This window comes from Actinomycetota bacterium, assembly GCA_035536535.1.
GTDB lineage: Bacteria > Actinomycetota > JAICYB01 > JAICYB01 > JAICYB01 > DATLNZ01.
Genome location: DATLNZ010000018.1, coordinates 1 through 23,937, shown reverse-complemented (window position 1 = coordinate 23,937; position 23,937 = coordinate 1). Strand labels below are relative to the sequence as shown.

Annotated in this window: 24 protein-coding genes; 17 read left to right on the top strand and 7 right to left on the bottom strand. The window is 68.3% G+C overall.

Features of this window, described 5'->3' with window-relative positions; genetic code table 11:
- Nucleotides 1-60: 60 nt before the first annotated feature.
- Nucleotides 61-1,431, top strand: a complete 1,371-nt coding sequence (locus VNE62_01440) for a metallophosphoesterase (protein ID HVE90952.1) — start codon at nt 61-63, stop codon at nt 1,429-1,431.
- On the opposite strand, the gene VNE62_01435 is transcribed toward VNE62_01440, so the two are convergent.
- From VNE62_01435 to VNE62_01425, 3 genes are read right to left on the bottom strand one after another with little or no spacing between them, the layout of a single operon-like run.
- Nucleotides 1,428-2,237 carry an NAD(+)/NADH kinase gene (locus VNE62_01435; protein ID HVE90951.1) on the bottom strand — a complete coding sequence of 270 codons (810 nt, stop codon included), beginning with the start codon at nt 2,235-2,237 and terminating at the stop codon, nt 1,428-1,430. The two genes, VNE62_01440 and VNE62_01435, sit on opposite strands and share 4 nt — an antisense overlap.
- On the bottom strand, nt 2,234-2,947 hold the full coding sequence (locus VNE62_01430; GenBank protein ID HVE90950.1) for a TlyA family RNA methyltransferase: 714 nt from the start codon (nt 2,945-2,947) through the stop codon (nt 2,234-2,236). The genes VNE62_01435 and VNE62_01430 overlap by 4 nt, the downstream gene beginning before the upstream one ends.
- Before the next feature lie 11 nt (nt 2,948-2,958).
- Nucleotides 2,959-3,198, bottom strand: a complete 240-nt coding sequence (locus VNE62_01425) for a hypothetical protein (GenBank protein HVE90949.1) — start codon at nt 3,196-3,198, stop codon at nt 2,959-2,961.
- Between the two features lie 57 nt (nt 3,199-3,255).
- Between VNE62_01425 and VNE62_01420 the strand changes: the two genes are divergently transcribed.
- On the top strand, nt 3,256-3,975 hold the full coding sequence (locus tag VNE62_01420) for a rhomboid family intramembrane serine protease (GenBank protein ID HVE90948.1): 720 nt from the start codon (nt 3,256-3,258) through the stop codon (nt 3,973-3,975).
- A gap of 1 nt (nt 3,976) precedes the next feature.
- On the opposite strand, the gene VNE62_01415 is transcribed toward VNE62_01420, so the two are convergent.
- Nucleotides 3,977-5,011 carry an HAD-IIA family hydrolase gene (locus VNE62_01415; GenBank protein HVE90947.1) on the bottom strand — a complete coding sequence of 345 codons (1,035 nt, stop codon included), beginning with the start codon at nt 5,009-5,011 and terminating at the stop codon, nt 3,977-3,979.
- On the bottom strand, nt 5,008-5,520 hold the full coding sequence (locus VNE62_01410; GenBank protein ID HVE90946.1) for a tetratricopeptide repeat protein: 513 nt from the start codon (nt 5,518-5,520) through the stop codon (nt 5,008-5,010). The genes VNE62_01415 and VNE62_01410 overlap by 4 nt, the downstream gene beginning before the upstream one ends.
- A gap of 131 nt (nt 5,521-5,651) precedes the next feature.
- On the opposite strand from VNE62_01410, the gene VNE62_01405 reads away from it, so the two are divergent.
- The 14 genes from VNE62_01405 (at nt 5,652) to VNE62_01340 (ending at nt 19,751) form a co-directional block, all read left to right on the top strand.
- Nucleotides 5,652-6,071, top strand: a complete 420-nt coding sequence (locus VNE62_01405) for a hypothetical protein (GenBank protein ID HVE90945.1) — start codon at nt 5,652-5,654, stop codon at nt 6,069-6,071.
- 55 nt (nt 6,072-6,126) lie between these two features.
- Entirely contained in the window at nt 6,127-7,356 is a 1,230-nt protein-coding gene (locus tag VNE62_01400) for a DUF1015 domain-containing protein (GenBank protein HVE90944.1), read from the top strand.
- A gap of 81 nt (nt 7,357-7,437) precedes the next feature.
- Nucleotides 7,438-8,043 carry a superoxide dismutase gene (locus tag VNE62_01395; GenBank protein ID HVE90943.1) on the top strand — a complete coding sequence of 202 codons (606 nt, stop codon included), beginning with the start codon at nt 7,438-7,440 and terminating at the stop codon, nt 8,041-8,043.
- A gap of 85 nt (nt 8,044-8,128) precedes the next feature.
- Nucleotides 8,129-9,322, top strand: a complete 1,194-nt coding sequence (locus VNE62_01390; protein ID HVE90942.1) for a hypothetical protein — start codon at nt 8,129-8,131, stop codon at nt 9,320-9,322.
- A complete protein-coding gene (locus VNE62_01385) occupies nt 9,319-10,731 on the top strand; it encodes an ABC transporter substrate-binding protein (GenBank protein HVE90941.1) in 1,413 nt (470 codons plus the stop codon). Before VNE62_01390 ends, VNE62_01385 begins: the two co-directional genes overlap by 4 nt.
- A 71-nt stretch (nt 10,732-10,802) precedes the next feature.
- On the top strand, nt 10,803-11,657 hold the full coding sequence (locus tag VNE62_01380) for a branched-chain amino acid ABC transporter permease (protein ID HVE90940.1): 855 nt from the start codon (nt 10,803-10,805) through the stop codon (nt 11,655-11,657).
- Nucleotides 11,657-12,796: a branched-chain amino acid ABC transporter permease gene (locus tag VNE62_01375; GenBank protein ID HVE90939.1), complete on the top strand. Its 1,140-nt coding sequence runs from the start codon at nt 11,657-11,659 to the stop codon at nt 12,794-12,796. Before VNE62_01380 ends, VNE62_01375 begins: the two co-directional genes overlap by 1 nt.
- Nucleotides 12,783-13,568: an ABC transporter ATP-binding protein gene (locus tag VNE62_01370; GenBank protein HVE90938.1), complete on the top strand. Its 786-nt coding sequence runs from the start codon at nt 12,783-12,785 to the stop codon at nt 13,566-13,568. Before VNE62_01375 ends, VNE62_01370 begins: the two co-directional genes overlap by 14 nt.
- Nucleotides 13,555-14,271 carry an ABC transporter ATP-binding protein gene (locus VNE62_01365; protein ID HVE90937.1) on the top strand — a complete coding sequence of 239 codons (717 nt, stop codon included), beginning with the start codon at nt 13,555-13,557 and terminating at the stop codon, nt 14,269-14,271. Before VNE62_01370 ends, VNE62_01365 begins: the two co-directional genes overlap by 14 nt.
- 13 nt (nt 14,272-14,284) lie before the next feature.
- Nucleotides 14,285-14,779: a hypothetical protein gene (locus VNE62_01360; protein ID HVE90936.1), complete on the top strand. Its 495-nt coding sequence runs from the start codon at nt 14,285-14,287 to the stop codon at nt 14,777-14,779.
- Nucleotides 14,780-15,034: 255 nt separating this feature from the next.
- Nucleotides 15,035-16,834 (top strand): hypothetical protein, encoded by a 1,800-nt coding sequence (locus VNE62_01355; GenBank protein ID HVE90935.1) that lies wholly within the window; start codon nt 15,035-15,037, stop codon nt 16,832-16,834.
- Nucleotides 16,825-17,367 carry a type II secretion system protein gene (locus tag VNE62_01350; protein HVE90934.1) on the top strand — a complete coding sequence of 181 codons (543 nt, stop codon included), beginning with the start codon at nt 16,825-16,827 and terminating at the stop codon, nt 17,365-17,367. The genes VNE62_01355 and VNE62_01350 overlap by 10 nt, the downstream gene beginning before the upstream one ends.
- Before the next feature lie 17 nt (nt 17,368-17,384).
- Nucleotides 17,385-18,737, top strand: a complete 1,353-nt coding sequence (locus VNE62_01345; protein HVE90933.1) for a hypothetical protein — start codon at nt 17,385-17,387, stop codon at nt 18,735-18,737.
- Between the two features lie 69 nt (nt 18,738-18,806).
- Complete coding sequence (locus VNE62_01340) at nt 18,807-19,751, top strand: MBL fold metallo-hydrolase (GenBank protein ID HVE90932.1); 945 nt, start codon at nt 18,807-18,809, stop codon at nt 19,749-19,751.
- Between the two features lie 6 nt (nt 19,752-19,757).
- Here the strand turns inward: VNE62_01340 and VNE62_01335 are convergent, their stop codons facing one another.
- Together VNE62_01335 and tyrS are read right to left on the bottom strand one after the other, a co-directional pair.
- Entirely contained in the window at nt 19,758-20,477 is a 720-nt protein-coding gene (locus tag VNE62_01335; GenBank protein HVE90931.1) for a hypothetical protein, read from the bottom strand.
- A 1-nt stretch (nt 20,478) separates the two neighbouring features.
- Nucleotides 20,479-21,687 (bottom strand): tyrosine--tRNA ligase, encoded by a 1,209-nt coding sequence (tyrS, locus tag VNE62_01330; GenBank protein ID HVE90930.1) that lies wholly within the window; start codon nt 21,685-21,687, stop codon nt 20,479-20,481.
- A gap of 44 nt (nt 21,688-21,731) precedes the next feature.
- Here tyrS and VNE62_01325 point away from each other — a divergent pair.
- The coding region (locus VNE62_01325; protein ID HVE90929.1) for a transglycosylase domain-containing protein at nt 21,732-23,937 on the top strand (2,206 nt) is incomplete at its 3' end.

Genomic DNA, 23,937 nt, shown 5'->3' with positions numbered 1-23,937 from the left:
GAAGGGCCGACGCCGCACGCTCCGGCCGGGCAAGAGCCACCGGCGTCCCCGGCCCGCCGGATGCATCCTGTCGTCCGTGTTGCGGTCGTGGTGGTTCTCGGTGCGGCCGCGGGACTCGTCGCGGTCGGAGTCGCCCCCGCCGCAAGAGGTCCGGTCGGCCCGGGCACGGTGGAGGTGCGGGGGCGCCTCGGCTCCCCGAGGACCGACCTGCGCCTGCCCCCGCTGGGCAGGATCTCGGCCCCCACGCACCGTCCGCCCCTGCGGCTGTCCCTCCTGGTGGAGCGGGTGGACCTGGAGGACCTGCAGGAGGTCCTCCGCGACTCCTCCCGGCAGCGACGCCTTCGGGAGCAGGTGACCCGCGATCTCGGTTTGCTTCTTCGTGACTTCGCCGTCCGGGCTGTGCTCGCCTCGCTGGCCGCCGGGATCCTGCTCGGCGCCCTCGTGCCGGGCCGCCGCCCGTGGATGATGGCCGCCGGCGCGGCGGGAGGGGTCCTCGCGGCGGCCCTCGTCCTCGGGGGGTCCTGGAGGACCTTTGACGAGTCTGCTTTCGCCAGGGCGACTTTCGAGGGCCCCATCGAGGAGGCGCCGCGGGTCCTGGAGGCCGCGCGCCGTCACTTTGAAGGCATCGGCGACGTGAGGAAGCGGCTGCGCGTTCTCGGGGACCGGGTCGCGCAGCTGTACGAGGCGACGTCCACCGACGAGTCCACCACCGTCGGCCAGACCAGGATCCTGCACGTGAGCGACGTCCACTCCAACCCCGTGGCCCTGGAGATGGTGGAAAGGCTCGCCGCGGGCTTCCGCGTGGAGGCCGTGCTGGACACCGGCGATCTGACGTCGTTCGGGTCTCCCGTCGAGGCGCGGATCGGCGACCTCATAGCACGGGTCGGCAAGCCGTACCTGTTCGTCCCCGGCAATCACGACTCTCCTGACAACCGCGCTTCCCTCGCGGCGGTGCCGGGGGTCCAGGTGCTGGACGGAACCGTCGCGCAGGTCGGCGAGGTGCGGGTGATGGGCTTCGCCGACCCCACGTTCACCGCCCGCAACGACGTCTCCTCATCCGAAGCCAGGGCCGCCAAGACCGCCAAGGCTCGCGAGGTCGCGGAAGTAGTCGCAGGACAGCTCCCCGACGTGGTGGCCGTGCACGACCGCCTCCTGGCGTCGCGGGTGGACGACGTGCCCCTGGTGGTGGCCGGACACGTCCACCGCAGAAGCTCCGCTCGGAAAGGGACCGTCAGGACCCTGACCGTCGGGTCGACCGGCGCGACCGGACTGGGGTCGTTCGCCGTCGAAGCGGACCGCCCGTACGAAGCCCAGATCCTGACGTTCTCCGGCTCGACCCTCGCCTCGATCGATTACGTCACGCTGCGGGGCCTCGGCGGCAACTTCGTGGTGGAGCGGACCCTGATCGAGCCCCAGTCGCTGCCGCGCTAGGCCTGGGGGAGGCCGAAGCGCCTGGCGACCCTCGTGAAGAAACTGTCGGGGCTCAGCCGGACGAGCCTCACCACCGACGGTCCGACCCGCGCGTGCAGGACGTCGCCCTCCCCGATCTCGGCCCCCGGCCTTCCGTCGGTGACCACGACGCCGGTCCCCCGGGCCTCCAGGGCCACCTCGACGTCCTGGTCCGGGGACAGCACCAGCGGGCGGTCGAACAGGTTGTGCGCCCCCACTGCCACGACGACCAGTGACCTCAATCCCGTGGCGACCACGGGCCCCCGCATCGAGAACGCGTACGCGGTGGACCCGGTCGGTGTGGCCACTATCAGCCCGTCGGCGCCGAACCTCGTGAACGGCTGGCCCGCGATGGTCAAGGCCATGTAGATCAGCTTTCCGCCCACCGCCCTTTCCACCGACACCTCGTTGATCGCCTCGCCCAGCAGCTCCCGGGCGCCGGAACCGCGCTCGATCCACGCCTCCACCGTCGAGCGTTCGTCGATAAAGCAGTCGCCGTTGAGAGTGCGCTCCACCGCGTCCACGGCCTCGTCGGCCGCGGCCTCCGTCAGAAAACCCAGGCGCCCCAGGTTCACCCCCAGCACCGGGACGCCGGAGCTGCCGACCAGCCTGATCCCGTGAAGCATCGTGCCGTCTCCTCCGAGAACCACGAGCAGGTCCAGGCCGTCGGCCGTCTGCGGCCCGGCCACCGCCTCGTGCCCCCGCTGCTCCAGCCACGCCGCCACCTCGGCCGAAAGCTCGGCGGAGCGCGGCCGGGCGTGATGGTGAAGGATCCCCACCCGCTTCACGATCCGCTCCTGCGCAGCAGGACGAAGTACTCCAAGTTGCCCTCGGCCCCTGGCAGCACGGACTCCTTCGTCCCGTGGTGGTGCAGTCCCGTGGCGGCGGCTGCTTCCACGACCGCCCGGACCGCCTCGTCGTGCAGCGAGCGGTCCCGCACCACGCCGCCGGACCCGACGCGCGCCCTGCCGACCTCGAACTGCGGCTTCACCAGGGCGAGCACCGGCGCCCGTCCCGCGAGACGGGAAACCGCCGGCATGACGGTGCGCAGCGAGATGAACGACAGGTCCACCGTCACCAGCCCGAACTCGCCCAGGTCATCCAGGTCGCGGACATCGGTGCGTTCCATGGACTTCACGCTCGGGTGGTTTCTCAGCTCCCACGCGAGCTGGCCGCGGCCGACGTCCACGGCTACCACCTCTGAGGCGCCCGCCTTCAGAAGACAGTCCGTGAACCCGCCGGTGGATGCCCCTAGGTCCAGGCACCGCATGCCGGACACATCGATCACGAACGCGTCCAATGCCCCCTCAAGCTTCAGCCCTCCGCGCGAAACGTAGCGCGGAAGGTCGCCGGTGACATGGATCGGCTCGGAGTCATCGACCAGACGTGCAGGCTTCTCCGCCACCGAGCCGGAGACCAGCACGCGCCCGGAGAGCACGGCCTCACGCGCCCGCTCCCGCGACCCGGCCATGCCGCGCCGGACGAGCTCGGAGTCCAGCCGCCTGCGGGTCAGTGGCTTTCGGCCCCCGGACCCCCGCCGGTCCGCCTGGACCTCATTCGGCTGCGGACCTCCTTGCGCACGAGCTGCACGAGTTCGGACCTTGCCCGCACGGACCGCGACACCCGGCTGCGCACCGACCCGGCGACGTCCCGCGCCCTGACCTCTCCACGGCCTTCCAACTCCCGGACCAGCCGCTGGGCGGCCCGGCGGGGACTGGCACGCTGTGTCCTGGCTGTTTCGTCTTGCATTTCCGGACGATCCTTTGTGGCGGTTTCCGGGAGATCGAGGATACTTGGCCCCCCGACATGACGATGCTGATCCCGATCCGCGACCACAACCCGACCCGGCGGACGCCGCTCGTCACCTGGGGGCTCATCGCCGTGAACATCTGGGCGTTCCTCAAGTTCGGCGTGAGCGAGGAGACCGTCCACCAGTTCGGCGCGATCCCCTGCGACGTCGCGAGCCGATGCGACTTCCTGTCAACGCAGCTGGAGCAGCGATTCCCGCAGCGGACGTCGCTGACGAGCATCGTCACGTCCATGTTCATGCACGGAAGCCTCCTGCACCTGGGCGGGAACATGCTCTACCTGTGGGTCTTCGGCAACAACGTCGAGGACAGGCTCGGGCACGTGCGGTACCTGGTCTTCTACCTCGTGACCGGTGTCGCCGCGGCCGCCTCCCACATCCTGGTCGACAGCGCTTCGGTAATCCCGATCGTGGGTGCGTCCGGAGCCGTGGCCGGGGTGCTCGGGGGCTATCTGGTGATGTTTCCGCGGGCCCGCGTCACGTCGCTCGTCCCGATCTTCCTTTTCTGGCCCGTGCAGGTGTCGGCGAAGTTCCTGCTCGTCATGTGGTTCGTCCTGCAGGTCTTCTCGGGCGTCGCGGGGCTGGGGGCCCAGCAGGGCGGCGGAGTGGCCTTCTTCGCGCACGTCGGCGGCTTCGTCGCCGGCTACCTCATCGTGAAGGCGATGAACCCGCCGAAGCCTGTAGTCGTCGAGCCCCAGCTGGACCGTCTGCCCTGGTGACCTACACCGCCGGCAGGCGCAGCTGAGCTTCGACCCGGGCTCCGAGCCTCTCCAAGTAGGGACGCAGGGGCTCGGACGACTCCACGGCCGTCGCTCCTTGGACGGCCTCGAGCAGCAGCTTGCGGAGCACGATCCGTGCTGCCTGCCGGTCTGACGCGGCCGGGACGTGGGCGCCCCGGACGATTACCCTCTTGCCCTCGCGGCCGACGTCGAGCCGAAGGCGGTCCTGCCCCTCCCCCGTCTCCGGCAGGTCCAGCAGCAGGTCCGGCAGGCCGTCCAGGACGTGCTGCGGCAGGTGCGGCAGGCCCGCAAGCTCCCCCTCGGTCGTGACGCCCGTCAGCACGAGCGCGGCGGGAATGCCCGCGGCCCGGGCCCCCTCGACGTCGGTGGAGGCACGGTCTCCGCAGAAAAGCGCTTTCGAGGCGGGGACGGCGGCGCGGGCCAGCGCAAGCCGGAACAGCTCCGGACGCGGCTTGCCGACCACGGTCGCCTTTTTGCCGGACGCCACTTCGATCGCGGCGACTATGGCGCCCGTCCCCGGGAGCAACTGCCCCTCTGCCGGGTAGGTCGGGTCCGCATTGGAGGCAATGAACGGCAGGCCCGCCCGCACTAGGTCCGCCGCCTTGCGGATGTCGTCGAACACCCCTTCGGGGTTCCATCCGACCACGACCGCAGCGACGTCGTCGGTCTCTTTAACCGGCGAAAATCCGTCGTGGGCCAGTTGCCTGATCAGCCCGTCGCCGCCGCACACGTGCACCCTTTCTCCGCGCTCCAGGCCGAGCCTGCGCAGCTCGGCGACGACGGCGTGCCCGGACGTGACGACGTCCCCGCTCTCCATCGGGATCTGCATGCGGAACAGCTTCATGGCGAAGTCGCGGGCGGTGCGCGAGGAGTTGTTCGTGACGAACACCACCCGGCGGCCCCTGTCGCGCAGCTCCGCCACCACGCGTGCGGCCCCCGGGATCGGCGTCTCCCCCCGCCAGACGACCCCGTCCAGGTCCAGGAGAAACGCTTCGTAGGCGTCGGCGAGGATCAATCGGCCCCGCCGGCCCGCTCGCCCAGCTCGTCGCCGGGGTCCGGACCGAAGTCCGGCTCGGCGGGTTCCTGTTCCCCGGACTGCTCGCGCATCTGGTCGCGCCGCTGCCGGGCGGCGTCCATCCGCTGCCTGACGTCGGCGCGGTAGGACCGGCGGGTCTCCCAGCGACGGACGGCGGACACGTAGTCGTCGTTGTCCGGTCGCATCACCGCGGCCATCTTCAGGTGCCCGACCGCCTCGTCCAGGCGCCCGAGCCGGCCCAGGCAAAGCCCCGTGCCGAAGATCGCGTAATCGTTGACGGGCGACATCTCCAGGACGGTCAAAAACTGCTCGAGCGCGTCGTCAAACCGTTCGGCGCCGTAGTAAGCCCGGGCCAGGGCCTCACGAACGGACGTCTTGTCCGGCTCGGCGGCAACCGCGCGCTCCAGCACCGTTGCCGCTGCGTGGGAGTCTCCGCTGCGCAGCAGAGCCATCCCCTGCTGGAACCACTCGTAGACGGGTTCGGCCATGGCCGGTCCAGTGTATGGCCGACGCCTGCCCGATCAGCCCGAGCAGGGCTAACGCTCGTCGGACCGACCGGACCTTGACATCCAGCATTGGTTCTGTAATCATGATCTCAGAGAACGACCAAGGAGGTACCATGCCGGAACAAGAGCGCAGGAAGAAGGTCACCCGCTTTGTCATCAAGGCCGGCGACGAGGGCATCGTCAGGGAGCTGATCGACGCCGCCCACGACGTCCCGGAGGAGGATCTGGAGGAGGCCGTCGGAAGGATCCCGAACGAGCATCTGAGGCGTGTGGTCCGCGGCGCGGGCCGGCTTCGGGACGTCGAGGTCCACCGCATCGACGACGGACCGACAACGGAGTTGCTGATCCGGGGTCTGGACCCGGCTGCGGCACAGAAGTTCAAGACCGCTTCGGGGGCCCGGGGGATGCGCTACGCCGACTACCTCGCGGCGCTCGTGAAGCTGCACGACGAGATGCGATCCGCGGCTGCCGAGGGCGACGAGCGGGCGACTCGCGTCCTGGAGGAGCTGAACCTGACCACCGTCACCGTCTGAGCTTCAGGCGCCCCCGGCCCGGGCCCCCGGGGGCCCTGGCGTAAGATCGCCCCGCATGGCGACCGTGCTTCCCTTCCGCGGGATTCTGTTCGACCCGACTCGCGTCCCCGACGCCGGGGCGGTGACGTGTCCCCCCTACGACGTGATATCGGACGCCGACCGGGTCGCGCTCTACGACCGCCACCCCTACAACGTCGTTCGCATCATCTCGGGACGCCGGGAGCCCGGGGACGGGCCGGGCGAGAACGCCTACAGCCGGGCGGCCGCCTTTTTCGACTCGTGGCTGTGGGAAGGAGTCCTCAGGCAGGACGCCGAGCCGGCCCTGTACGTGTACCGCCAGGCTTTCCAAGACCCGTCCCGGCGGTTTCGTCGCGTGTGGGGCCTGGTCGCGACGATCCGTCTGGACGACCCTGTGCTGGCCCACGAGAACACCATGGCCGGGCCCAAGGCGGACCGCCTGGCGCTGATGGAGGCCCTGCCGGTGAACATCTCCCCCATCTACGCGCTCTACTCCCGCGGCGGGATCTCGCACCGCCTCCGGCACTGGGCGGGTGAGTCTCCGGCGGCCGACTTCACCGACGATGAGGGCACGCGTCACACCGTCTGGCCCGCCCGGGACCCCGGATTCCATCGCGAGGTGGCTGCCGCGCTGAGGGACTGCCCTGTGATGATCGCCGACGGCCACCACCGCTTTCAGACCGCCAGGGACTACCGGGACGGGCACGGTGCGGGCGGTCCAGCCGACCAGATCATGGCCCTGCTGGTGGACGCGGCGGAGGAGGCGGTGTGCATCCTGCCCTACCACCGCATCGTCCGCTCGGCCGGCACGTCCGACGTGCTCCCGGTCCTGGAGCGGGCGTTCGATGTCGAGAAGCTCGACGACCCCGACCCGGACCGGATCGGCCTTGAGCTGTGGGACGACGATCGCCCCGGCGTCTTTATCGCCTTCACCAGCGCCGGTGCCTTCAGGCTCGTTTCACGGGAGCCCGAGCCCGACGAGATACCCGCCTCGATCCTGCGCCGCCTCGCCCTGCACCCGCTCGGGGCCACATCGGCCCAGGACCACCTTTCGTTCACGCCGCGGCCGCCAGAGGTCGCGGAGGAGGTCCGGTCGGGGCGGGCCGTGTGTGGGTTTCTGATACAGCCCGTGTCGGTGGACCGCGTATGGCGCCTGGCCGAAACGGGGGCCCAGATGCCGGAGAAGTCCACCTACTTCCACCCGAAGCCCAAGGACGGGATCGTCATGCGGTCTCTCCGCCAGGAGGATCCCGCTCCCCCGGCTTGATCCCGGGTTCCGGGACGCGCGCCTCGGTGGCGTGACTATCCTTTCACTCCAACCCGGTCACGACCGACAGGAGGAGACGACGTGGCACACACCCTGCCCGACCTGCCCTACCCGTATGAGGCCCTCGAGCCGCACATCGACGCCGAGACGATGAAGATCCACCACACCAAGCACCACCAGACCTACGTGGACAAGCTGAACGCGGCGATCAAGGGGACGGACCTGGAGAACAAGGACGTAGAGGCGCTTTTGCGCGAGTTCGAGTCGGTCCCCGACAACATCAAGGGCCCCGTGCGCAACCACGGAGGTGGCCACGCCAACCACTCTCTTTTCTGGACGGTCATCGGCCCAGGGGGCGGCGGCAACCCCTCAGGCGACGTGTCCTCCGCGATCGACTCGGCCTTCGGATCGTTTGACACGTTCAAGGAGAAGTTCACGGAGGCGGCCACCAACCAGTTCGGCAGCGGCTGGGCCTGGCTGGTCGTCCGCAACGGGGGCCTGGAGGTCGTCGCGAGGCCGAACCAGGACTCGCCGCTCATGGAGGGGCTGACGCCCCTGCTGGGCCTGGACGTGTGGGAGCACGCCTACTACCTCAAGTACCAGAACAAGCGCCCGGACTACATCGCGGCCTGGTGGAACACCGTCAACTGGCAGGAGGTCGGCCGCAGGCTCGCGCAGGCGCGGTGACCTGCCGGGACGGGAGCATGTCGGGAGTAGACTGGGCCCCTGGCCAGAACCCGGAAGCCTCGGGGCGCGTTGAGACCATGAAGACATGAGCCGCAAAGACCCCGGGAAGAGGTGGACAGTGGCATTGAGGCTGAGTTCGCCGCGAGGGCGTCGTGGTTTCGTCCTGGTGCTCCTAGCCCCGATGCTGATCCTGCTCCTGCCGGCCTCCCGAGCCACGGCCGAGGTCGCCTCGGCATCCATCTCCGAAGCCGGCTACTACACCCGCACTGAGGACCCCACGCGAACAGGCGGGGCGGCCGCTGCGGGCGTCGCCTGCCAGGTGCCGTCTCCCGACCCCCGGACGTGCCTGAACCCCGGGCAGATCACCGGCGGCACTCCCGGCTACCCCCGAAAGGACAACTACGTCTACGTCGCGCGCTTTAACGGGGCCGACGACGCGTACGGCTTCGCCAAGATCGATCTCACCTCCATCCCGTTCGACGCGGTGGTCAAGGACGTGGGATTCGAGTTTCAGGTCGAGGCAAGCGCCGAGACCGGGACGGTGGGCTTCAACGCTGAGGAACCGGGGATCCGTCTGTGCCTCGTGACGTCAGATTGGGCCGGCGCCGACGCGGGCCCGTTCGACTCCAGGCCGAGCACCGACTGCGCGGCTACGGCTGGGATCAAAAAGATCGGACACGGAACCCGAACCGAGTTCGATCCTTCGCAGAACCGCGAGCGGACCAGGGACATCCTCATCTACCGCGCCGACCTGCTGCCGATGGCGGCAGAGTGGGCCAAGGGCCGCGAGAACTACGGGGTCGCTTTCCTGCCCGCTCCCGGAGCTCCCGCGAACTTCCAGGCCGCGATCCGGGGACCGGGGGTTGCCCCCGACGCGATGACGGCCGCGATCACCTTCGAGGGCGGGTCCAGCCCTCTCGACGAGCTCATTGCCGCCGCCGAGGCCGAACTGGCCGCCGGCGATTCAGGCACGGCGTTCGGTGACTCCTCGTTGGCCGGAGACGCGGTGTCCCTGGGAAGCGCGGGGGACTCCGCTCCCACCTTCTCCGTTGCCGCGCCCAAGGAGGAGCCGCGAGGGCTGTCGGGGGTCAGGGTCGCCAGGTCGATCGGCCGCACTCCCTGGTGGGTGTGGCTGGCTCTTCCGCTCGGTCTGGGCACGCTTTACATGCTCGCGCTGGGGGTCACCGCCGCTGCCCCGGTGGAGGCCTCAGCCCGGCGCGCGGGCCCCGTCAGCAAGCTGATGGAAAGACGACCGACCCGAGGGGTCCCGAGACCTTGAAGAAGAACCTGCGGGTCCAGGCCCTGGCGTTTGCGGTGCTGATGGTGCTCGCCGCTTGCGGCCAGAAGCCGGGCGTGCACCAGGGGCTGACGTCGGGCGAGTCGGGGCTGGCCGCGGGCGCCGCAGGAGAGGAGGCCTCCGGGGAAGCCGGGGCCGGCGCTGCGGGCGATGCCGGTGCGGCCGCGGGAGCCGCCGGCGGGGCCGCCGGAGGCGCAGCCGGCGCAGCCGGGGCCGCGGCAGGTCGTGCGGGCGGAGCCGCAGGCGGAGGCGGTCCGGCTGCGGGCAACGTGAAGGCCGGCGACAAGACCGGTATCAGCGAGACAGAGATCCGCATCGGGATCCACGCGCCCGTCACCGGTGCCGCTCCGTTCCCGGCCTCGGCGTTTGCCAAGGGCCGCGACATCTACTGGACATGGTCCGGGGCGCCCAAAGTGCACGGCCGGACCGTGAAGATCTTCTTTGAAAACGACGACTACAACCCCACGACGGCCGTAGACCGGTGCCGCAAGCTCGCGGAGCAGGACAAGGTCTTTTTGCTGGTCGGAGCCGGAGGCACCGACCAGATCCAGGCATGCGCCCGCTATGCCGCGAGCAAGGGCATTCCGTACCTGTCCGCTGGCACGACCGAGATCGGGCTGCGCAACCTCAAGAACTACTTCGCCGTGTCGATGTCCTACGCCCAGCAGGGCCCGCTGCTCTGGCAGTTGGTCCAGCGGCACCCGGACCTGTCCGGCTTCCAGGACAAGGTCGCGATGGTCTACACCAACACGCCGAACTTCCAGGACGCGCGCGACTCGTTCGTCAAGGCGATGGGGTCCAAGAAGCTGGTGCTTGAGCGAAAGATGTCCAAGAACCCCTCCGCCTCTGAGTATCAGCAGACGGCTACGGCCCTGCAGAGTTCGGGGGCCGAGGTGGTTTATATCCTCACCGCGCCCCTCCACTACATCCAGCTGACCGCGCGGACCGGAGGCTACCGACCGTGGTGGGTCGGCGTCGGCATCAGCAAGGGACTCAACGACGTGCTGGGCACCGGCTGTCCCACCAGCGGAAACGCCATGGAAAAGGGGAGGTTCTTCTCCCCGTTCCCCGGCACCGACGTGATCGACTCTTTGGACCCGTCCTACAACAAGGCGTATCGCGAAAAGAACGGATCCGCCGGCGATGACCTCGGCATCGCTCTCTGGGGGCTCAACAAGACCCTGCACAAGTTGTTCGAGGCGGCAGGCCCGGATGTGTCGAGGGGGTCGTTCATCCTGTCCAGCGAGAAGGCGGCGGTGCAGTCCGGTGTCTTTCCGCCCATCCAGAACTCGCCGACCAACCACTTCGGCTCGAGCCAGGTCCACCTCCTGAGGGCGGACTGCACCTCGAGGACCTACAAGACCGAGAAGGCCTTCGCAAGCGGGTTTTGAGCCGGGCCGTGGGCAGCGGGTGACGCTGTAGGATTGCGCCTTCCGGGGCGGTTCGAGGCGAGGTCTGCTGGATGTTCTCCTCACTGGTCATAGGTCTGATCGTCGGCGCTGGCTACGGCCTGATGGCGCTCGGCATCGTGATCGTCTACAAGGCAAGCAGGCAGTTCAACTTCGCGCAGGGAGAATTCGGCACCGTCGCCACCTTCGCGGCCTGGGCGGTGCTCGAACGAGGGCACGGGTGGCTTCTCGCGGCCCTGGCAGGCGTCATCGTCGGGGTTCTCTTCGGGCTCGGTACGGAGTTTCTCGTGGTCCGGCCGCTGTCGGGCGGCCCGCCCGTGACGCTGCTCGTGGCCACCGCCGGCGTCGCCCTGTTCTCGATCGCCGTCCAGATCATTCTCGGTGAGGCGAAGGCCAGGTCGATTGCGCCTATGTGGAAGGGCCCCGCATTCTCTTTCGGGACCAACGTGGCCCGCCAGGAGATCCTCATCGTGATCGGTCTGGTGGTCGTCCTTGCGCTGCTGGGCTTCTTCTTCACGCGCCCGATCGGCACGGCTCTTCTCGCTACGTCCCAGGAGCCGTTCGCCGCGCGGATAGCCGGCCTGGACACGCGCAGGATGTCGATGCTCACGTGGGGCATGGCGGCACTGTTCGGCGCGATCGCAGGCATGCTGTTCGCTCCGATCGACGCGTTCACTCCGGGATTCATGACGTCGCGGCGACTGATCCCGGGGTTCACGGCGGCCGTCCTGGGTGGGATCACCAGCATCCCGGGGGCGGTGGCCGGAGGTTTCGTGGTCGGGCTCGTCGAGTCGTTCTTCGGATACCTGTTCCCCGAGATCGCGGGCGCGGACCTGCTCGGGGTGTTCATCGCCCTGATGGTGGTCCTTTTCATCAGGCCCCAAGGGCTTCTGGGGAAGGAGGCCTGATGGCTGTGGACGTCGATCAGACGGCCGAGATCCATGTCATCGAGCCCGCGGGCCGGACGTGGCGGCCGAGCCGCACCGGATGGATCGTCCGACGGGCTCTGCTCGCCGCCCTCGTGGCAGGCCTACTTGTCCTGACCGCCGTTGTTCCGGACTTCAACGCGAGCCACATCTCGTACGCGGCGATCTTCGCCATGGTCGGGTTGTCCATGAACCTGCTGCTTGGCCACGCCGGGCAGATCTCCCTCGGGCACCAGGCCTTTGTCGGGATCGGGGCCTTTACAACCGCTTTCGTCGTGACCACGCTGAAGCTGGACTTCGCCATGGCTCTTCCCGCGGCCGCACTTTCCGGCGGGCTTGCCGCTCTCGTCCTGGGGGGCGCTGCGCTGCGCGTCAGGGGGCTGTACCTCGCGCTGGTGACGCTGGCATACGGAGCCGTTGCCGAAAGGACCATCTTCCTGTTCCGCCCCTTCACCGGAGGCGGGGCGGGGCTGGCGGCACCGCGCCCGACTTGGCTCGAGTCCGACAACACGTATGCGTACCTTTGCCTCGCCTTCCTGGCAGTGATCGCTTATCTGGACTGGCGGTTCATCCAGACAAAGGCGGGACGCGCGGTGCAGGCGGTCCGGGATTCCGAGAGGGTGGCTGCATCGATGGGCATCAACGTCATGGCCTACAAGCTCCTGGCCTTCGTGCTTTCGGGGATGGTGGCGGGACTTGCCGGCGGATTGCTGGGCCACCTGGTCAAGGACGTCACAGCGACGCCGTTCAGCTTTTTCCTCGCGCTGGAGTTCGTTCTCATGACGGTGGTCGGGGGACTCGGCTCACGGCTGGGCGTGATCTTCGGCTCGGTGTTCTTCGCCCTGCTGGACAAGTACCTGGTGACGGCCCTGGACTGGCTGGCGACCAAGCCCCTCATCGGCGGCGCGTTCAGGTGGATTCTGGACGTGGCGAAGGAGCCGGCACTGCTCGTTCCGGCAGTCGGGTCCCTTCTTCTGATCCTCACGCTCATTCAGTTCCCGGGCGGGATCGGACAGCAGATCCGTCCCATCGTTCGGTGGTTCCAGGGCGACCGGTTCCGCCTGGCCGCCATGCACGAGGGCAAGCCGACTTTCGCCGGGGGGGCCGATGTCCGTCCTTGAGGTCAACGAGGTCTCCATCCGGTTCGGGGGCGTCCAGGCGCTGGACAGCGTCAACCTCACCGTCAACGAATGGGAGATCGTGGGGCTGATCGGCCCCAACGGCGCGGGCAAGACGACGCTGTTCAACTGCATCACCGGGTTTTACAAGCAGACCTCGGGACGGATCAGCTATCGCGGGGAGGACGTCTCCGAGCTGCCCCCCCACAAGCGTGCCGCGCTCGGAATCGGACGGACCTTCCAGACCGTTGGACTCGTGAAGTCGATGACGGTCCTAGAGAACATGCTTTTGGCCCAGCACATGGCCATCGAGTACGGAGCCATTCCGGGCATCGTCGGGGCCCCCCTTTCGTTCGCGCAGGAAAGGGCCCTGGTGGACCGGGCCATGCAGGTGCTGGATTTCATGTCTCTGGCCCATCTTCGCGACGCCCTGCTGCCCGGGATGCCCTACGGGACGCTGAAGATGGTGGAGGTGGCGGCGGTCCTGGCCACGGACCCCGACCTGCTGCTGCTCGACGAGCCGTCGGCGGGGGTCGGTCCCGAGGAGTCTTATGCGTTCGGCGACAGGCTCCTGGAGATGCGTCGCGAGCTCGGCCTGACGATCGTGATGATCGAGCACCACGTGCCGCTGGTCGTCCGCGTGTGTGACTACATCTACGTGCTGAACTTCGGCCAGCTTCTAGTGGACGGCGAACCCGAGGCGGTCCGTTCGCACCCAGAGGTGGTCGCGGCGTACCTGGGGGGCGACGTGGAGGACTCACATGGCGCTGCTTGAGGTGTCCGGCCTCACCGCCGGCTACGGCGACCTTGCCGTCCTCTACGGGCTGGACTTCGAGGTCGAGGAGGGCGAGACGGGGGTCCTGCTGGGTCTGAACGGCGCCGGGAAGACGACGACGATGATGTGCCTCGCGGGCCTGCTCAAGCCCACGGGGGGCAAAGTCGTCTTCGACGGCGAGGAGGTCACGGGCAAGGACGCCAAGCACATGGTGGGCCGGCGGGTCGTTCTGTCACCCGAGGGACGCCGTGTATTCCCGGGGCTGACCGTGGACAAAAACATGATGATCGGCGGCTGGACCAAGCGGCGCGACAAGGCCTTCGTCCAGCGGCAGACGGACATGGCCTACGACTACTTCCCGCGGCTGCGCGAACGGCGCGAGCAGATGGCGGGAACCCTGTCAGGAGGCGAGCAGCAGATGCTGGCGATCGCGCGGGCGATGATGGGAGACCCCCGCCTGCTGCTGATCGACGAGGCCTCCCTGGGGCTTGCCCCCGTCATCGTCAAGCTGGTCTTCGACATCATCAAGCAGATCAACGAGTCGGGCGTGACGGTCATCCTCGTGGAGCAGAACATCGGAGCACTGAAGATTGCCGACCGCGCTTTCGTCATAGAGAAGGGCACGCTGGTGTACCAGGCCCGTGGGCAGGAGGTCCGGGAAGGGACGGCCCTGCGCGAGGCGTACATGGGCGCGCCGGCATGACCTCGGAGGGCTGATGCGGCGACTTCAGGATCTTTCGTCCGGCGTGGCCCGGGACGCTTTCAAGATCACGACCTATCTGGCCATGGCACTGATCGGGCTCGGCTTTTTGTTCATCTTCGTCGCCTGGAACGGGGCCGCGAACCTGGACCACACTCCCGGGCAGATCCCGTACCTGATCTCCGGGGGTGTCGGGGGCCTGTCCCTGATCCTGGTCGGCCTGAGCATCATCTTCATCCAGAGCACCAAGCGCGACCGGGTGGCCCTCGAGGAGCGCCTTCGGGAGTTGGGGGAGGTCCTGGAGCGGGTCCAGGCCGCCGCCCCGGTGGCCGTCACGCCCGCGGGCCGGGCAGCACCCAAAGCGTCTCGAAACGGACTGGTGGTGGCCGGCTCCTCCAGCTACCACCGACCGGACTGCAGGCTCGCCTCCGGACGTGAGGGGGCCGACGTGGTTTCGTCCGGCGAGGCGAGGGACCGCGGGCTGGCCCCCTGCCGCATCTGCAAACCCTGAGGCCCCGCCTTTCCGGGCTCCCCGCCCCGCGCCGCGGCTCTGACCTGCGCCGTTCACGCCGGCGCGGGTGGTCTCGTAACGGCGCGGTGACGCCTTCCGGGCCATGATGGGCTGCGCCGCTTCGCCTAGGGCGAGGTCCGGAGATCGACGCTGGACCGGAACGAACTAGTTCTTATTCGTCACTCTCCCAGCACACCTAGGCGGTCTCGTCGTGCTTGGCTGGGGCGTTGTTAACAGTAGGAGGAACTCCCATTGATGCATAGACCGCATGAAACAAGGAGACGCACCGGCCTGTGCGCACGCCTGGGCGCCCGGCTCCGGGACCGCCACCCGGAAGCGGGGCTGTCGATTGTCGAGGTCGTCGTGGCGATGATGATCCTTTCGGCGGTCATGGTCCTGCTCATGTCCTCGCTGGCTAGCGGGATGAAGGGCGTCCTTCGCGGCAAGCAGCGGGAGGTTGCCACCCAGGAGCTGACGCGGGTCCTGGAGTTCGCCCGCAGCCTGTCCTATGACAACCTCGGCCTTGCCCCCGCGGGACAGGACCCCACGATCGCCACGGACCCGTTGATCGTCAACCAGTCCGGCTCGTACCGGTACCTGGTCGATACCGCCGCCAACCGCACGGAGCCCATCGTCTGGGCCACCCAGGGCGCAGGACACCCGTTCAACCCCCACCAGGCGACGATCAACCGGGGAGCCAGCACCTTGACGCGGTACATCTACGTCACGGCCGTCGACGACAATGCCGACGGGGTCACCGATTACAAGAGAGTCCTCGGTCGCGTCTCCTGGGACCCCCGCGGGACCCAGGGCGCCGCTGAGAATCAAGTTCGAGCGCAGACCCTCGTCTCCGAAAGCGGACTGGTTCCGGCCGGTTCCATCACCGTCCCGATGTCCGCCACGGCCGCAGCCCTCGGAGGTTCGGCGTCAGTCCGGCTGGCCAGCGGGAGCCTTGCTCAGGCTTTGAACGCCAACGCGACGAGCGCGGGTCCCGTCATCATCGGGATGCCTGAAACCAACGGAGCGATCAAGCACCGCGTCACCTCCAACGTTTCGTGCGCGGGCAAGTCCTCCTATCTGCAGGGGTCCGGCAACACGTACGGGGAGGAGCGCCCCGTTGTTGCCTCGGCCGACGACGACCCCAGCTCGACCAGCCAGGTCCCGGACGAGAAGACGGACTCCTGGTCCGGGCTTCCGGCCACTCAGATAACCCAGCTCGACGACGTCGACCTGATGATCGCGCAGTCGTCGATCTCGTCTCCCGTGTCGTGCCTGGCGGACGCCAGCAACGCCGTCGGCGACGGTTCGCCTGCTCCGGACGACGCACTGCCGTACGAGTCGGGCACCGGTGGCGGCCCGAGCAACCTGACCGCGGTCCAGAACATCGGCGCCGCCGGACTGACGGCCCAGTCGATGGACGTCCTGGCGCTGGGGTCACCGTCGGTCTCTCAGAGCATCGACTCCAACACGGTCTCTGCGTCACGCGAGATCCTCTCGAGAGCCTCGGGTACCGCGGGTGCCACCACGTTCATGCGGATCGCCGGCGTGCTGCCCGGCGGGCTCGTCTCCGCCGACGCCTTCTCCTACTCCGCGGCCACCACCGCCGGGGAAGGCACGCCCTCAGCTGCTCCGTCGGTCTCGGTCCCCAGCGGCATCGTCCTGCGCCTGCACGACCCCCTGGCCGCCTTGCCCGCCGGTGCTTGCGACTCACGCGTCGGGGCCACCTGCAACAAGACGATCTCGCCGTCGGCCGCGGGTTTCGCCGGCTACTCCCAGACTCTGTCCGGCAGCATCGTCAGCGGTCTCACGACCCTGCGCTTCGAGTACACCGTCGACGCCTTCACGCCCGCGAAGGACTCCCTCAACGGGGTCGTCGGACCCAACGGCGAGCGCAGGTGGACCGCTCAGTACACGGCGATGAGCATCCGGGCGCGGCTGAGCATCGACGTCTCCCCCGGCCTCGGCCTCCCCGGCGTCACAGTCACCGACTCGATCGTGGACATGACCATGGGGTCGATCTCGGCCACTGGATGCGCGGGAGTGACATGCGCCTGAACCTCAGCGACGACCGCGGCATAACGCTGGTGGAGCTGCTGGTTGCGGCGGCCATCGGCCTCGCCGTCTCCGTCCTGGCCGGCGCCGGCCTGATGTCCATGACAAAGGGAGAGCGCTTCGTGTCATCGCAGAGCCAGTCCCTGGACGACGCCCGTCTGGCATTCCAGCAGCTCACGCGGGACATCCGCGGCGCCGACCACATCAACTGGTGCGCGCCCTCCGGAAGCTGCCTGGAGGTGGGGGCCCAGACGCCGACCGGCACCTTCCACACCGTCCGGTACTCGCACTCCGGAACTGAGCTCACGCGCTCCGTCTACGACCCCGTCGCCGCGACCTGGGCAACGCCGAGGACGATCCTGCAACGGGTGGCCAACAGCACCACGCGGCGTGTGTTCGCCTGCGACACCCAGAGCACGCTGCTCCGGGTGAACGTGGACCTGCAGGTACTTGCGGCCCCGCAGTCAGGCACCCCACTGAACATGTACACGTCGATCCGGCCGCGAAACTTCCCGTCCAAGTCCAACTGCCCATGAGCAGGAGCTTCAGCCGCGTGCGCGGCGAGGACGGGATCGCGCTGGTCGCCGTCATCCTCATCATGATGGTTGTGTCCGGGCTTGCTTTCGTCGTGCTGCGCAACGCGGACCACACCAACCGGGTGACCACTGACGACCGCCTGCGCGTCCAGGCCATCCAGGCGGCCGAGGCTGGCGCCAACGCCGCGATGCGCCGGCTCGAGCAGCAGACGGGCTGCGACTCTTCGGTGTCGGCTCCGCAAGTGCTCCAGGACGGCACCAGGGCAGTTGCTCGCTACCAGACCCGCATCGACCCGGCGGCCGGTGACCCCTGCACAAACAACCAGCGGGTCATTCGGTCATGGGGTTTCGCGCCAGCCGCCAGCGGGCGAATCGTCCGCAATGTCGAAGTATCCGTGAAGCTGGTGCCTCGGAGCGGCTTCAACTTCACGCTGTTCGCGTCCGGGTCGCAGGGCATCGTGACGGTGAGGAACACGGGCACCGTCCAGGGCGACATCTACGCAGAGAACCTCGACCAGACTCAGAACAACATCAACGCCGAGAACGTGATCTCGACCGGTTCGATCGATACGAAAGACGGGTCGGTGTACTCGGGCGTGGTGTGGGCCGGCGGTAATGTGTCGATCCGCCAGAACGGAAAGGTCTCGGGGTCTGTCCTGGCGGCAGGATCGAGCGCGCAAGGTAATGTGCTGCTGGAGAATGGAGTGTCGGTCGGGCGCGACGTCAGGGCCAAGGGGAGCATCTCGCTGCCCACCAACTACACCGTCGGAGGCGCCGTCTCCGCGAACAACCCCTCGGTCCTTCCGCCGCCCGTGCTGGACAAGCCGGTGTTCACCTGGAACGCCGCGAACTACTCACCCGCACCCATGACGTTCGCCAGCGCGGCTCTCGCATCCGCCTATCTCGACCTGAACCGGACCAACCTGAAGGGGACCATCTACGTCCCAGACTCGGGCGGGGTCGTCGCCCTTACCAAGGGCGCCACCGTCACCGGGCCGCTGACGATAGTGACTAGCGGCAAAGTGGATCTCGGCGGCACCATCACGGCTTCGGGAGGGCCCTGGCAGATGATCGTGGTGTCGCAGTCGAATGCCGGCGATGCGATTTCCGTCTCGACCCCTTCCACCTTCGGACCGGGCGTAGAGATGCTGCTGTTCACCGGGGGCGGGGTGGACGTGAAGAACTACACGACGATGACCGGAAGCATCTACGCCGACTCGATCTCGCTGAAGAACAAGCTGACCATCATGCGGGCTCCCACATTGGCCTCGGCCCCGCCCGCAGGCTTCAACTTCACCCAGGGGTCGGCCGCTCACTTCAGCGTCATCCCGCTGGTGTGGCGCGAGCTGCCACCGGCCCCTCCTGCCTAGGGCTTTCCTTCCGTCCTCAACGCCGGCAGCCCTTCGCGACCTGACGGAGCCTTTGCGTACAGTGGGTTTGTGAGCGAGTCACTGGACGCGGGACGGTCGGCGTCCGTGCGGCTCCCGCCGCCGGAGGGCATCGAGGTCCTGGACGTAGACCTGTTCGGGGCGCCCAACCTGTCCTGCAGCTACCTCGTCCACGCGGCGGAGCCGGTCCTGGTCGAGACGGGGCCCACCACCGTCTTCGAGACGGTGCGCAGGCGGCTCCAGGAGCGCAGGTTCGAGCCGCGCCACATCGTCCTCACCCACATCCACCTGGATCACGGCGGAGGTGTCGGCCACGTCGCGCGCCTGTACCCCGGAGCCACGATCTGGGTCCACGACGTGGGGGCCCGGCACGTAGCCGACCCGTCGAGGCTGGTGTCCAGCGCCCGCAGGTTGTTCGGTGACTCGCTTGAAACCCTCTACGGGCTTCCCGACCCCGTCCCGGAGGAGCGCATCCGCGCCATCGGCGACGGCGACGTCATCCCGCTGGGCGACCGGGAGCTGAGAGTGCTGTACACCCCCGGACACGCCAGCCACGAGATCACGCTCTACGAGCCGGACTCCGGCGCCGCGTTCATCGGCGACTCTGCGGGGGTCTGCCTTGGGGAGTCGTTCCAGAAGCCGGCCACTCCCCCGCCCGAGTTCGACCTGGAGGCGGCACTGGACTCGATCAACAGGATCGCGGCATTGCGCGCGACGACAATCTGCTTTACGCACTTCGGCCCGGCGGCCGAGCCGTCCCTGGATCGGGCCGCGCAGGACCTGCGCACGTGGGACGGGGTCCTGCGCCCGCTGGCGCTGCGAGGCGCGGGCCTCGACGAGATGACCGAGGCTCTGTCCGGGGTCGTCGGTGACTTTCCGAAGGGCGGCGCCTACGCCGAGGCAGCGGACGATCTGTCGTCGATGTCCAACAGCGTGCAGGGCTACATGCGCTACTACCGCAAGCACGTCCTGACGGACCCGCAGAAGGACAACTGAACGGCCTCAGCCGCCGTCTGTCGGCTGCCTCGACCCGAGCCTCCGGGACGCGACGTCGAAGAAGTCCGGGTCCTCCGCGTAGACCAGGTCCCACCACTGCCGGGCCTCCGGACGGCGTCCCGCCCGCTCCAGCGCGTCGCCCAGCGCGTACCACAGGCGCAAGTGGTACTCCCGGACCGGATGCGGGTCCGTGGGTCCGCGCATGAGAGTGATCACGGCCTCGCCGTGGCGCTCGAGGTCCGAAAGGGCCCCCGCGGCGACCAGCAGTCCCTCTACCGACAGCTCCTCGCCGAGGTCCCACTGGCCGATGCCCTCCAGGATTTCCAGCGCGCGCTCCGGCTTGCCGAGTGCCCGCTCGCAGTCGGCGTAGATGTGGTCCTCGTCGCGCCGGTCACTCATGCGTTTGTAGGCCGAGAGCTCCCGCGCGGCCTCCCTCCAGCGGCCGAGCCTGTAGTACACGAGCCCGAGCAGCTCCCTGACCGAAGCCGACCTGGGCGCCAGGCCCTTTGCGCGCAGCGCCGGTCCCAGCGCGTGGGAGAACGACTCCTCCTCGTAGAACCGGCTGCCCTCGACGAGCAGGTCCTTGGCCTCGCCCGACTTTCCGAACCGCGCCACCTGGTCCAGCTCCAGGGCGACCTCCGGCGGCAGCTCAACCTCCTTGCGCGAGGGCGGGGGCCGGTGGTGCGGGGGGCGCATCGGCCGCTGCGGGGGCCTGGGGGTCGGCACGCTACACCAGGCGGACGAACTGCCGGCGGCCCTTCTGCAGGACCCGGCCCCGCAGGCTGTCGGCGGGCACGGACTCGGCCTCCAGCGGCTTGTCGTCGACCCGGACGCCGCCCTGTGCGATCAGGCGCCTGCCCGCCGCCGTGGACTCGGCGAAGCCGACCTCTCGCAGCAGCCTGGGGACGAACACCTCACCGTCCTGCACGCAGTCGTCCGGAAGGGGGCGCTCGGGGATGTCCTGCGGCATCGCGTGGTGGCGGAACACGGTGTCGAAGCGTTCCAGCGCGGCATCGGCGGCTTCCGCGCCGTGGTACATCCGGACGACCGAGTGCGCGAGCCGCCGCTTCGCCGCCTCGGGACGCACCTCCCCGGACGCGACACCACTGGACACCTGCTCGACCTCCTGCCCCGGCAGGTCCGTCACGAGCTCCAGGTACTTGATCATCAACGGGTCCGGGACGCGCATGAGCTTGCCGAACATCTCGTCCGGCGGTTCCTCGATCCCGATGTAGTTGCCCTTACTCTGCGACATCTTGCCAACGCCGTCGGTGCCCTCAAGCAGCGGCATGGTCAGGATCACCTGGGGCGGCTGGGCGTATGCGGGCTGGATGTGCCTGCCCACCAGCAGGTTGAACGTCTGGTCGTTTCCTCCCATCTCCACGTCGGCCTGAACCGCCACCGAGTCGTACCCCTGCAGCAGCGGGTACAGGAACTCCGTGATCGTGATCGGTGACTGAGCCGCGTAGCGCTGCGAGAAGTCGTCGCGCTCCAGCATCCGGGCGACGGTCTGGTGGCTCGTCAGCGCCAGTACCCCGCCGACCCCCAGCTTCTCCAGCCACTCGGAGTTGTAACGAACCTCGAGGCGCTCGTCGGACAGGATGCGGCGGACCTGGCCCACCAGGACGCCCGCGAACTCCCGGACCTCCGAGGCGGACAGCATCGGCCGCGTCTTGTTCTGCCCGCTGGGGTCGCCGATGCGGGCGGTGAAGTCCCCGAGGATCAGGACTGCCGTGTGTCCGAGATCCTGAAAAGCCCTCAGTCTGCGCAGCACCACCGTCCACCCCAGGTGGACGTCACCCGCCGTAGGATCCAGCCCGAGCTTTACCCGCAGGGGCCGTCCCAGAGCGAGCTTCTCGCGGAATTCTTCCTCCGGGGCGACCCTCGCGTGGCGTGAAAGCGCCTGAAGCTGCTGCTCGGCGGGCAGGAACGACACGCGGAAGTCCTTTGTGGGGGCCGGTTGTGTGCTAGCAGTATAGGGTGACGTTCCCCAGAATCAGGCGGCCGGGGCGGCCGCTCGTGACCGCCTGCGCCGTCGTTTCCCTGGCGATGCTGGCTTCGTCCTGCGCAAAGCTCCAGCCTCTCACGACCAAAGAGGCCTTGAGCCGGCTCGACATCGCGTCCACCAAGATCTACGCGGCCGATGGCTCCACGCTGATCGCCAACCTGCACGGTGAAATCGACCGCAACATCATCACTTTGGACGCGATCCCCGAGCACGTCCGCAACGCCGTCATCTCCATCGAGGACGAGCGCTTCTGGCTGCACCGCGGTCTGGATGCCAAGTCCATCAGCCGCGCGCTGGTGTCCAATGTCAGCTCCGCGAGCGCCGAGGGGTCGAGCGTCCAGGGTGGCTCCACCATCTCCCAGCAGCTGGTCAAGAACCTGTACTTCCCCGAGGCGCAGCGCACCATCCAGCGCAAGATGGCCGAGGCCAGGGTCACCATGAAGCTGGAGGAGACGTACTCCAAGGAGCGGATTCTGGAGATGTACCTCAATACGATCTACTTCGGACGCGGCGTCTACGGGATCCAGACCGCGGCCGAGTCCTACTTCCGCAAGGCCGCGTCCCAGCTCACGCTGGAGGAGGGGGCGTTCCTGGCCGGCCTGATCCACGAGCCCGGGCGTTACGACTTCAGCAACACCGACCCGCCCGACCGGCGCGAGCAGCGCCGCGAGATCGCCCAGACCAGGCGAAACGTCGTGCTCGACAAGATGGTCGAGCTCGAACACATCACGCCGGAGCAGCGAGACGCGGGCGCGGGTCAGCCGCTTCGGATCGTGGACCGCACCGAAGACGAGTGGAAGTACCCCTACTTCGTGGACATGGTCCTGCGCCAGCTCGGCGCCCTGCGCAGCACGAAGACCCCGGTGCTCGACGAACGGTTCGACGTGCTCGGCTCGACCTTCCAGGAGCGGGCCCAGCGCCTGTACCAGGGCGGCCTGCGGGTCTACACGACCTTGGACCCGAGGGCCCAGGAGGCCGCCGAGGAGGCAGTGGCCACAGTGCTGCCCGACAAGCTGGAGAAGCTGTCGGCCTCGCTCGTCTCTGTCGAGCCTTCCAGCGGCTATGTGCGTGCCGTCGTCGGGGGCCGCGACTACTACCCCGACAACTGCGAGCAGAACCCCCAAACCTACGTATGCAAGCTCGCCAAGCTGAACATCGCGCTCGGGGAGTACGGAGGCGGAAGCGGCCGGCAGCCGGGCTCGTCGTTTAAGCCGTTCGTTCTGGCCGCGGCCCTGGAGCGCGGAGTGTCCCTGAAGCGGTCCTACAGCGGCCGGCCTTTTTCGCACAAGTACGCCGGACAGACGTGGAAGGTCGGCAACTACGAGGGGTCGTCGGGGCACGTGAACCTGATCGATGCCACCGTCGACTCGGTCAACGCGGCCTATGCGCACCTGGAGATCGACGGGGTCGGCGAGGGTGACGTGCTGAAGGGGTCCGCCCGGGTGGCCGACGTCTCGCGCCGTATGGGCATCGGGTTCCCGACACCCGACCAGCTGCGGCAGAAGTGCGGGCCGGATTACAACAAGCGCGACGCCTGCGTACCACCGGACTCGGTGCCCGCCATCGCGCTGGGGGCCAAGGAGGTCTCGCCACTGGACATGGCGTCGGCTTACGCGACCTTCGCCAACGACGGCGTCCACGTGCGGCCGACGGCCGTCGTGAAGATCACCGACGCGAAGGGCAAGGTGCTGTACCAGGCCGACCCCGAGAAGCGAAAGGCCGTGGCCCCCGGCGTAGCGCGCGCGGTCATCCACGTGCTCAAGGAGGTCATCAACCGGGGAACCGGAGTGAAGGCAAAACTGGGGCGCGAAGCCGCGGGCAAGACGGGGACGTCCCAGCAGTGGCGCGACGCCTGGTTCGCCGGGACCGTGCCCCAGCTGACCACAGTCGTCTGGGTGGGCAACGCCCTGGACAGGCCGACCGAGGAGATGATCCCGAAGAACGGCTACCCCTTTAAGATCGTCGGAGGGAGCTTCCCCGCGATGATCTGGCAGTACTACATGACCAAGGCTCTCACGGGAATTCCTGCCGAGAAGTTTCCTCTTCCGCCGGAAAGCGTCTTCTCCTTCCAGTCCAGTGACGAGTCGGAGGACGAGGAAGAGGAGGAGACCGAGGAGAGTGAGCCGGACGGGGTTCCCTCTGTCGTCGGAATGACCCAGGCGGCAGCGATCAACATCC

Excerpts from the sequence above, each read along its gene's own strand:
- VNE62_01440 (HVE90952.1), top strand. The coding sequence starts at position 61 with ATGCATCCTGTCGTCCGTGTTGCGGTCGTGGTGGTTCTCGGTGCGGCC.
- VNE62_01425 (HVE90949.1), bottom strand. The coding sequence starts at position 3,198 with ATGCAAGACGAAACAGCCAGGACACAGCGTGCCAGTCCCCGCCGGGCC.
- VNE62_01420 (HVE90948.1), top strand. The coding sequence starts at position 3,256 with ATGACGATGCTGATCCCGATCCGCGACCACAACCCGACCCGGCGGACG.
- VNE62_01410 (HVE90946.1), bottom strand. The coding sequence starts at position 5,520 with ATGGCCGAACCCGTCTACGAGTGGTTCCAGCAGGGGATGGCTCTGCTG.
- VNE62_01405 (HVE90945.1), top strand. The coding sequence starts at position 5,652 with ATGCCGGAACAAGAGCGCAGGAAGAAGGTCACCCGCTTTGTCATCAAG.
- VNE62_01400 (HVE90944.1), top strand. The coding sequence starts at position 6,127 with ATGGCGACCGTGCTTCCCTTCCGCGGGATTCTGTTCGACCCGACTCGC.
- VNE62_01390 (HVE90942.1), top strand. The coding sequence starts at position 8,129 with ATGAGCCGCAAAGACCCCGGGAAGAGGTGGACAGTGGCATTGAGGCTG.
- VNE62_01380 (HVE90940.1), top strand. The coding sequence starts at position 10,803 with ATGTTCTCCTCACTGGTCATAGGTCTGATCGTCGGCGCTGGCTACGGC.
- VNE62_01375 (HVE90939.1), top strand. The coding sequence starts at position 11,657 with ATGGCTGTGGACGTCGATCAGACGGCCGAGATCCATGTCATCGAGCCC.
- VNE62_01370 (HVE90938.1), top strand. The coding sequence starts at position 12,783 with ATGTCCGTCCTTGAGGTCAACGAGGTCTCCATCCGGTTCGGGGGCGTC.
- VNE62_01365 (HVE90937.1), top strand. The coding sequence starts at position 13,555 with ATGGCGCTGCTTGAGGTGTCCGGCCTCACCGCCGGCTACGGCGACCTT.
- VNE62_01360 (HVE90936.1), top strand. The coding sequence starts at position 14,285 with ATGCGGCGACTTCAGGATCTTTCGTCCGGCGTGGCCCGGGACGCTTTC.
- VNE62_01355 (HVE90935.1), top strand. The coding sequence starts at position 15,035 with ATGCATAGACCGCATGAAACAAGGAGACGCACCGGCCTGTGCGCACGC.
- VNE62_01350 (HVE90934.1), top strand. The coding sequence starts at position 16,825 with ATGCGCCTGAACCTCAGCGACGACCGCGGCATAACGCTGGTGGAGCTG.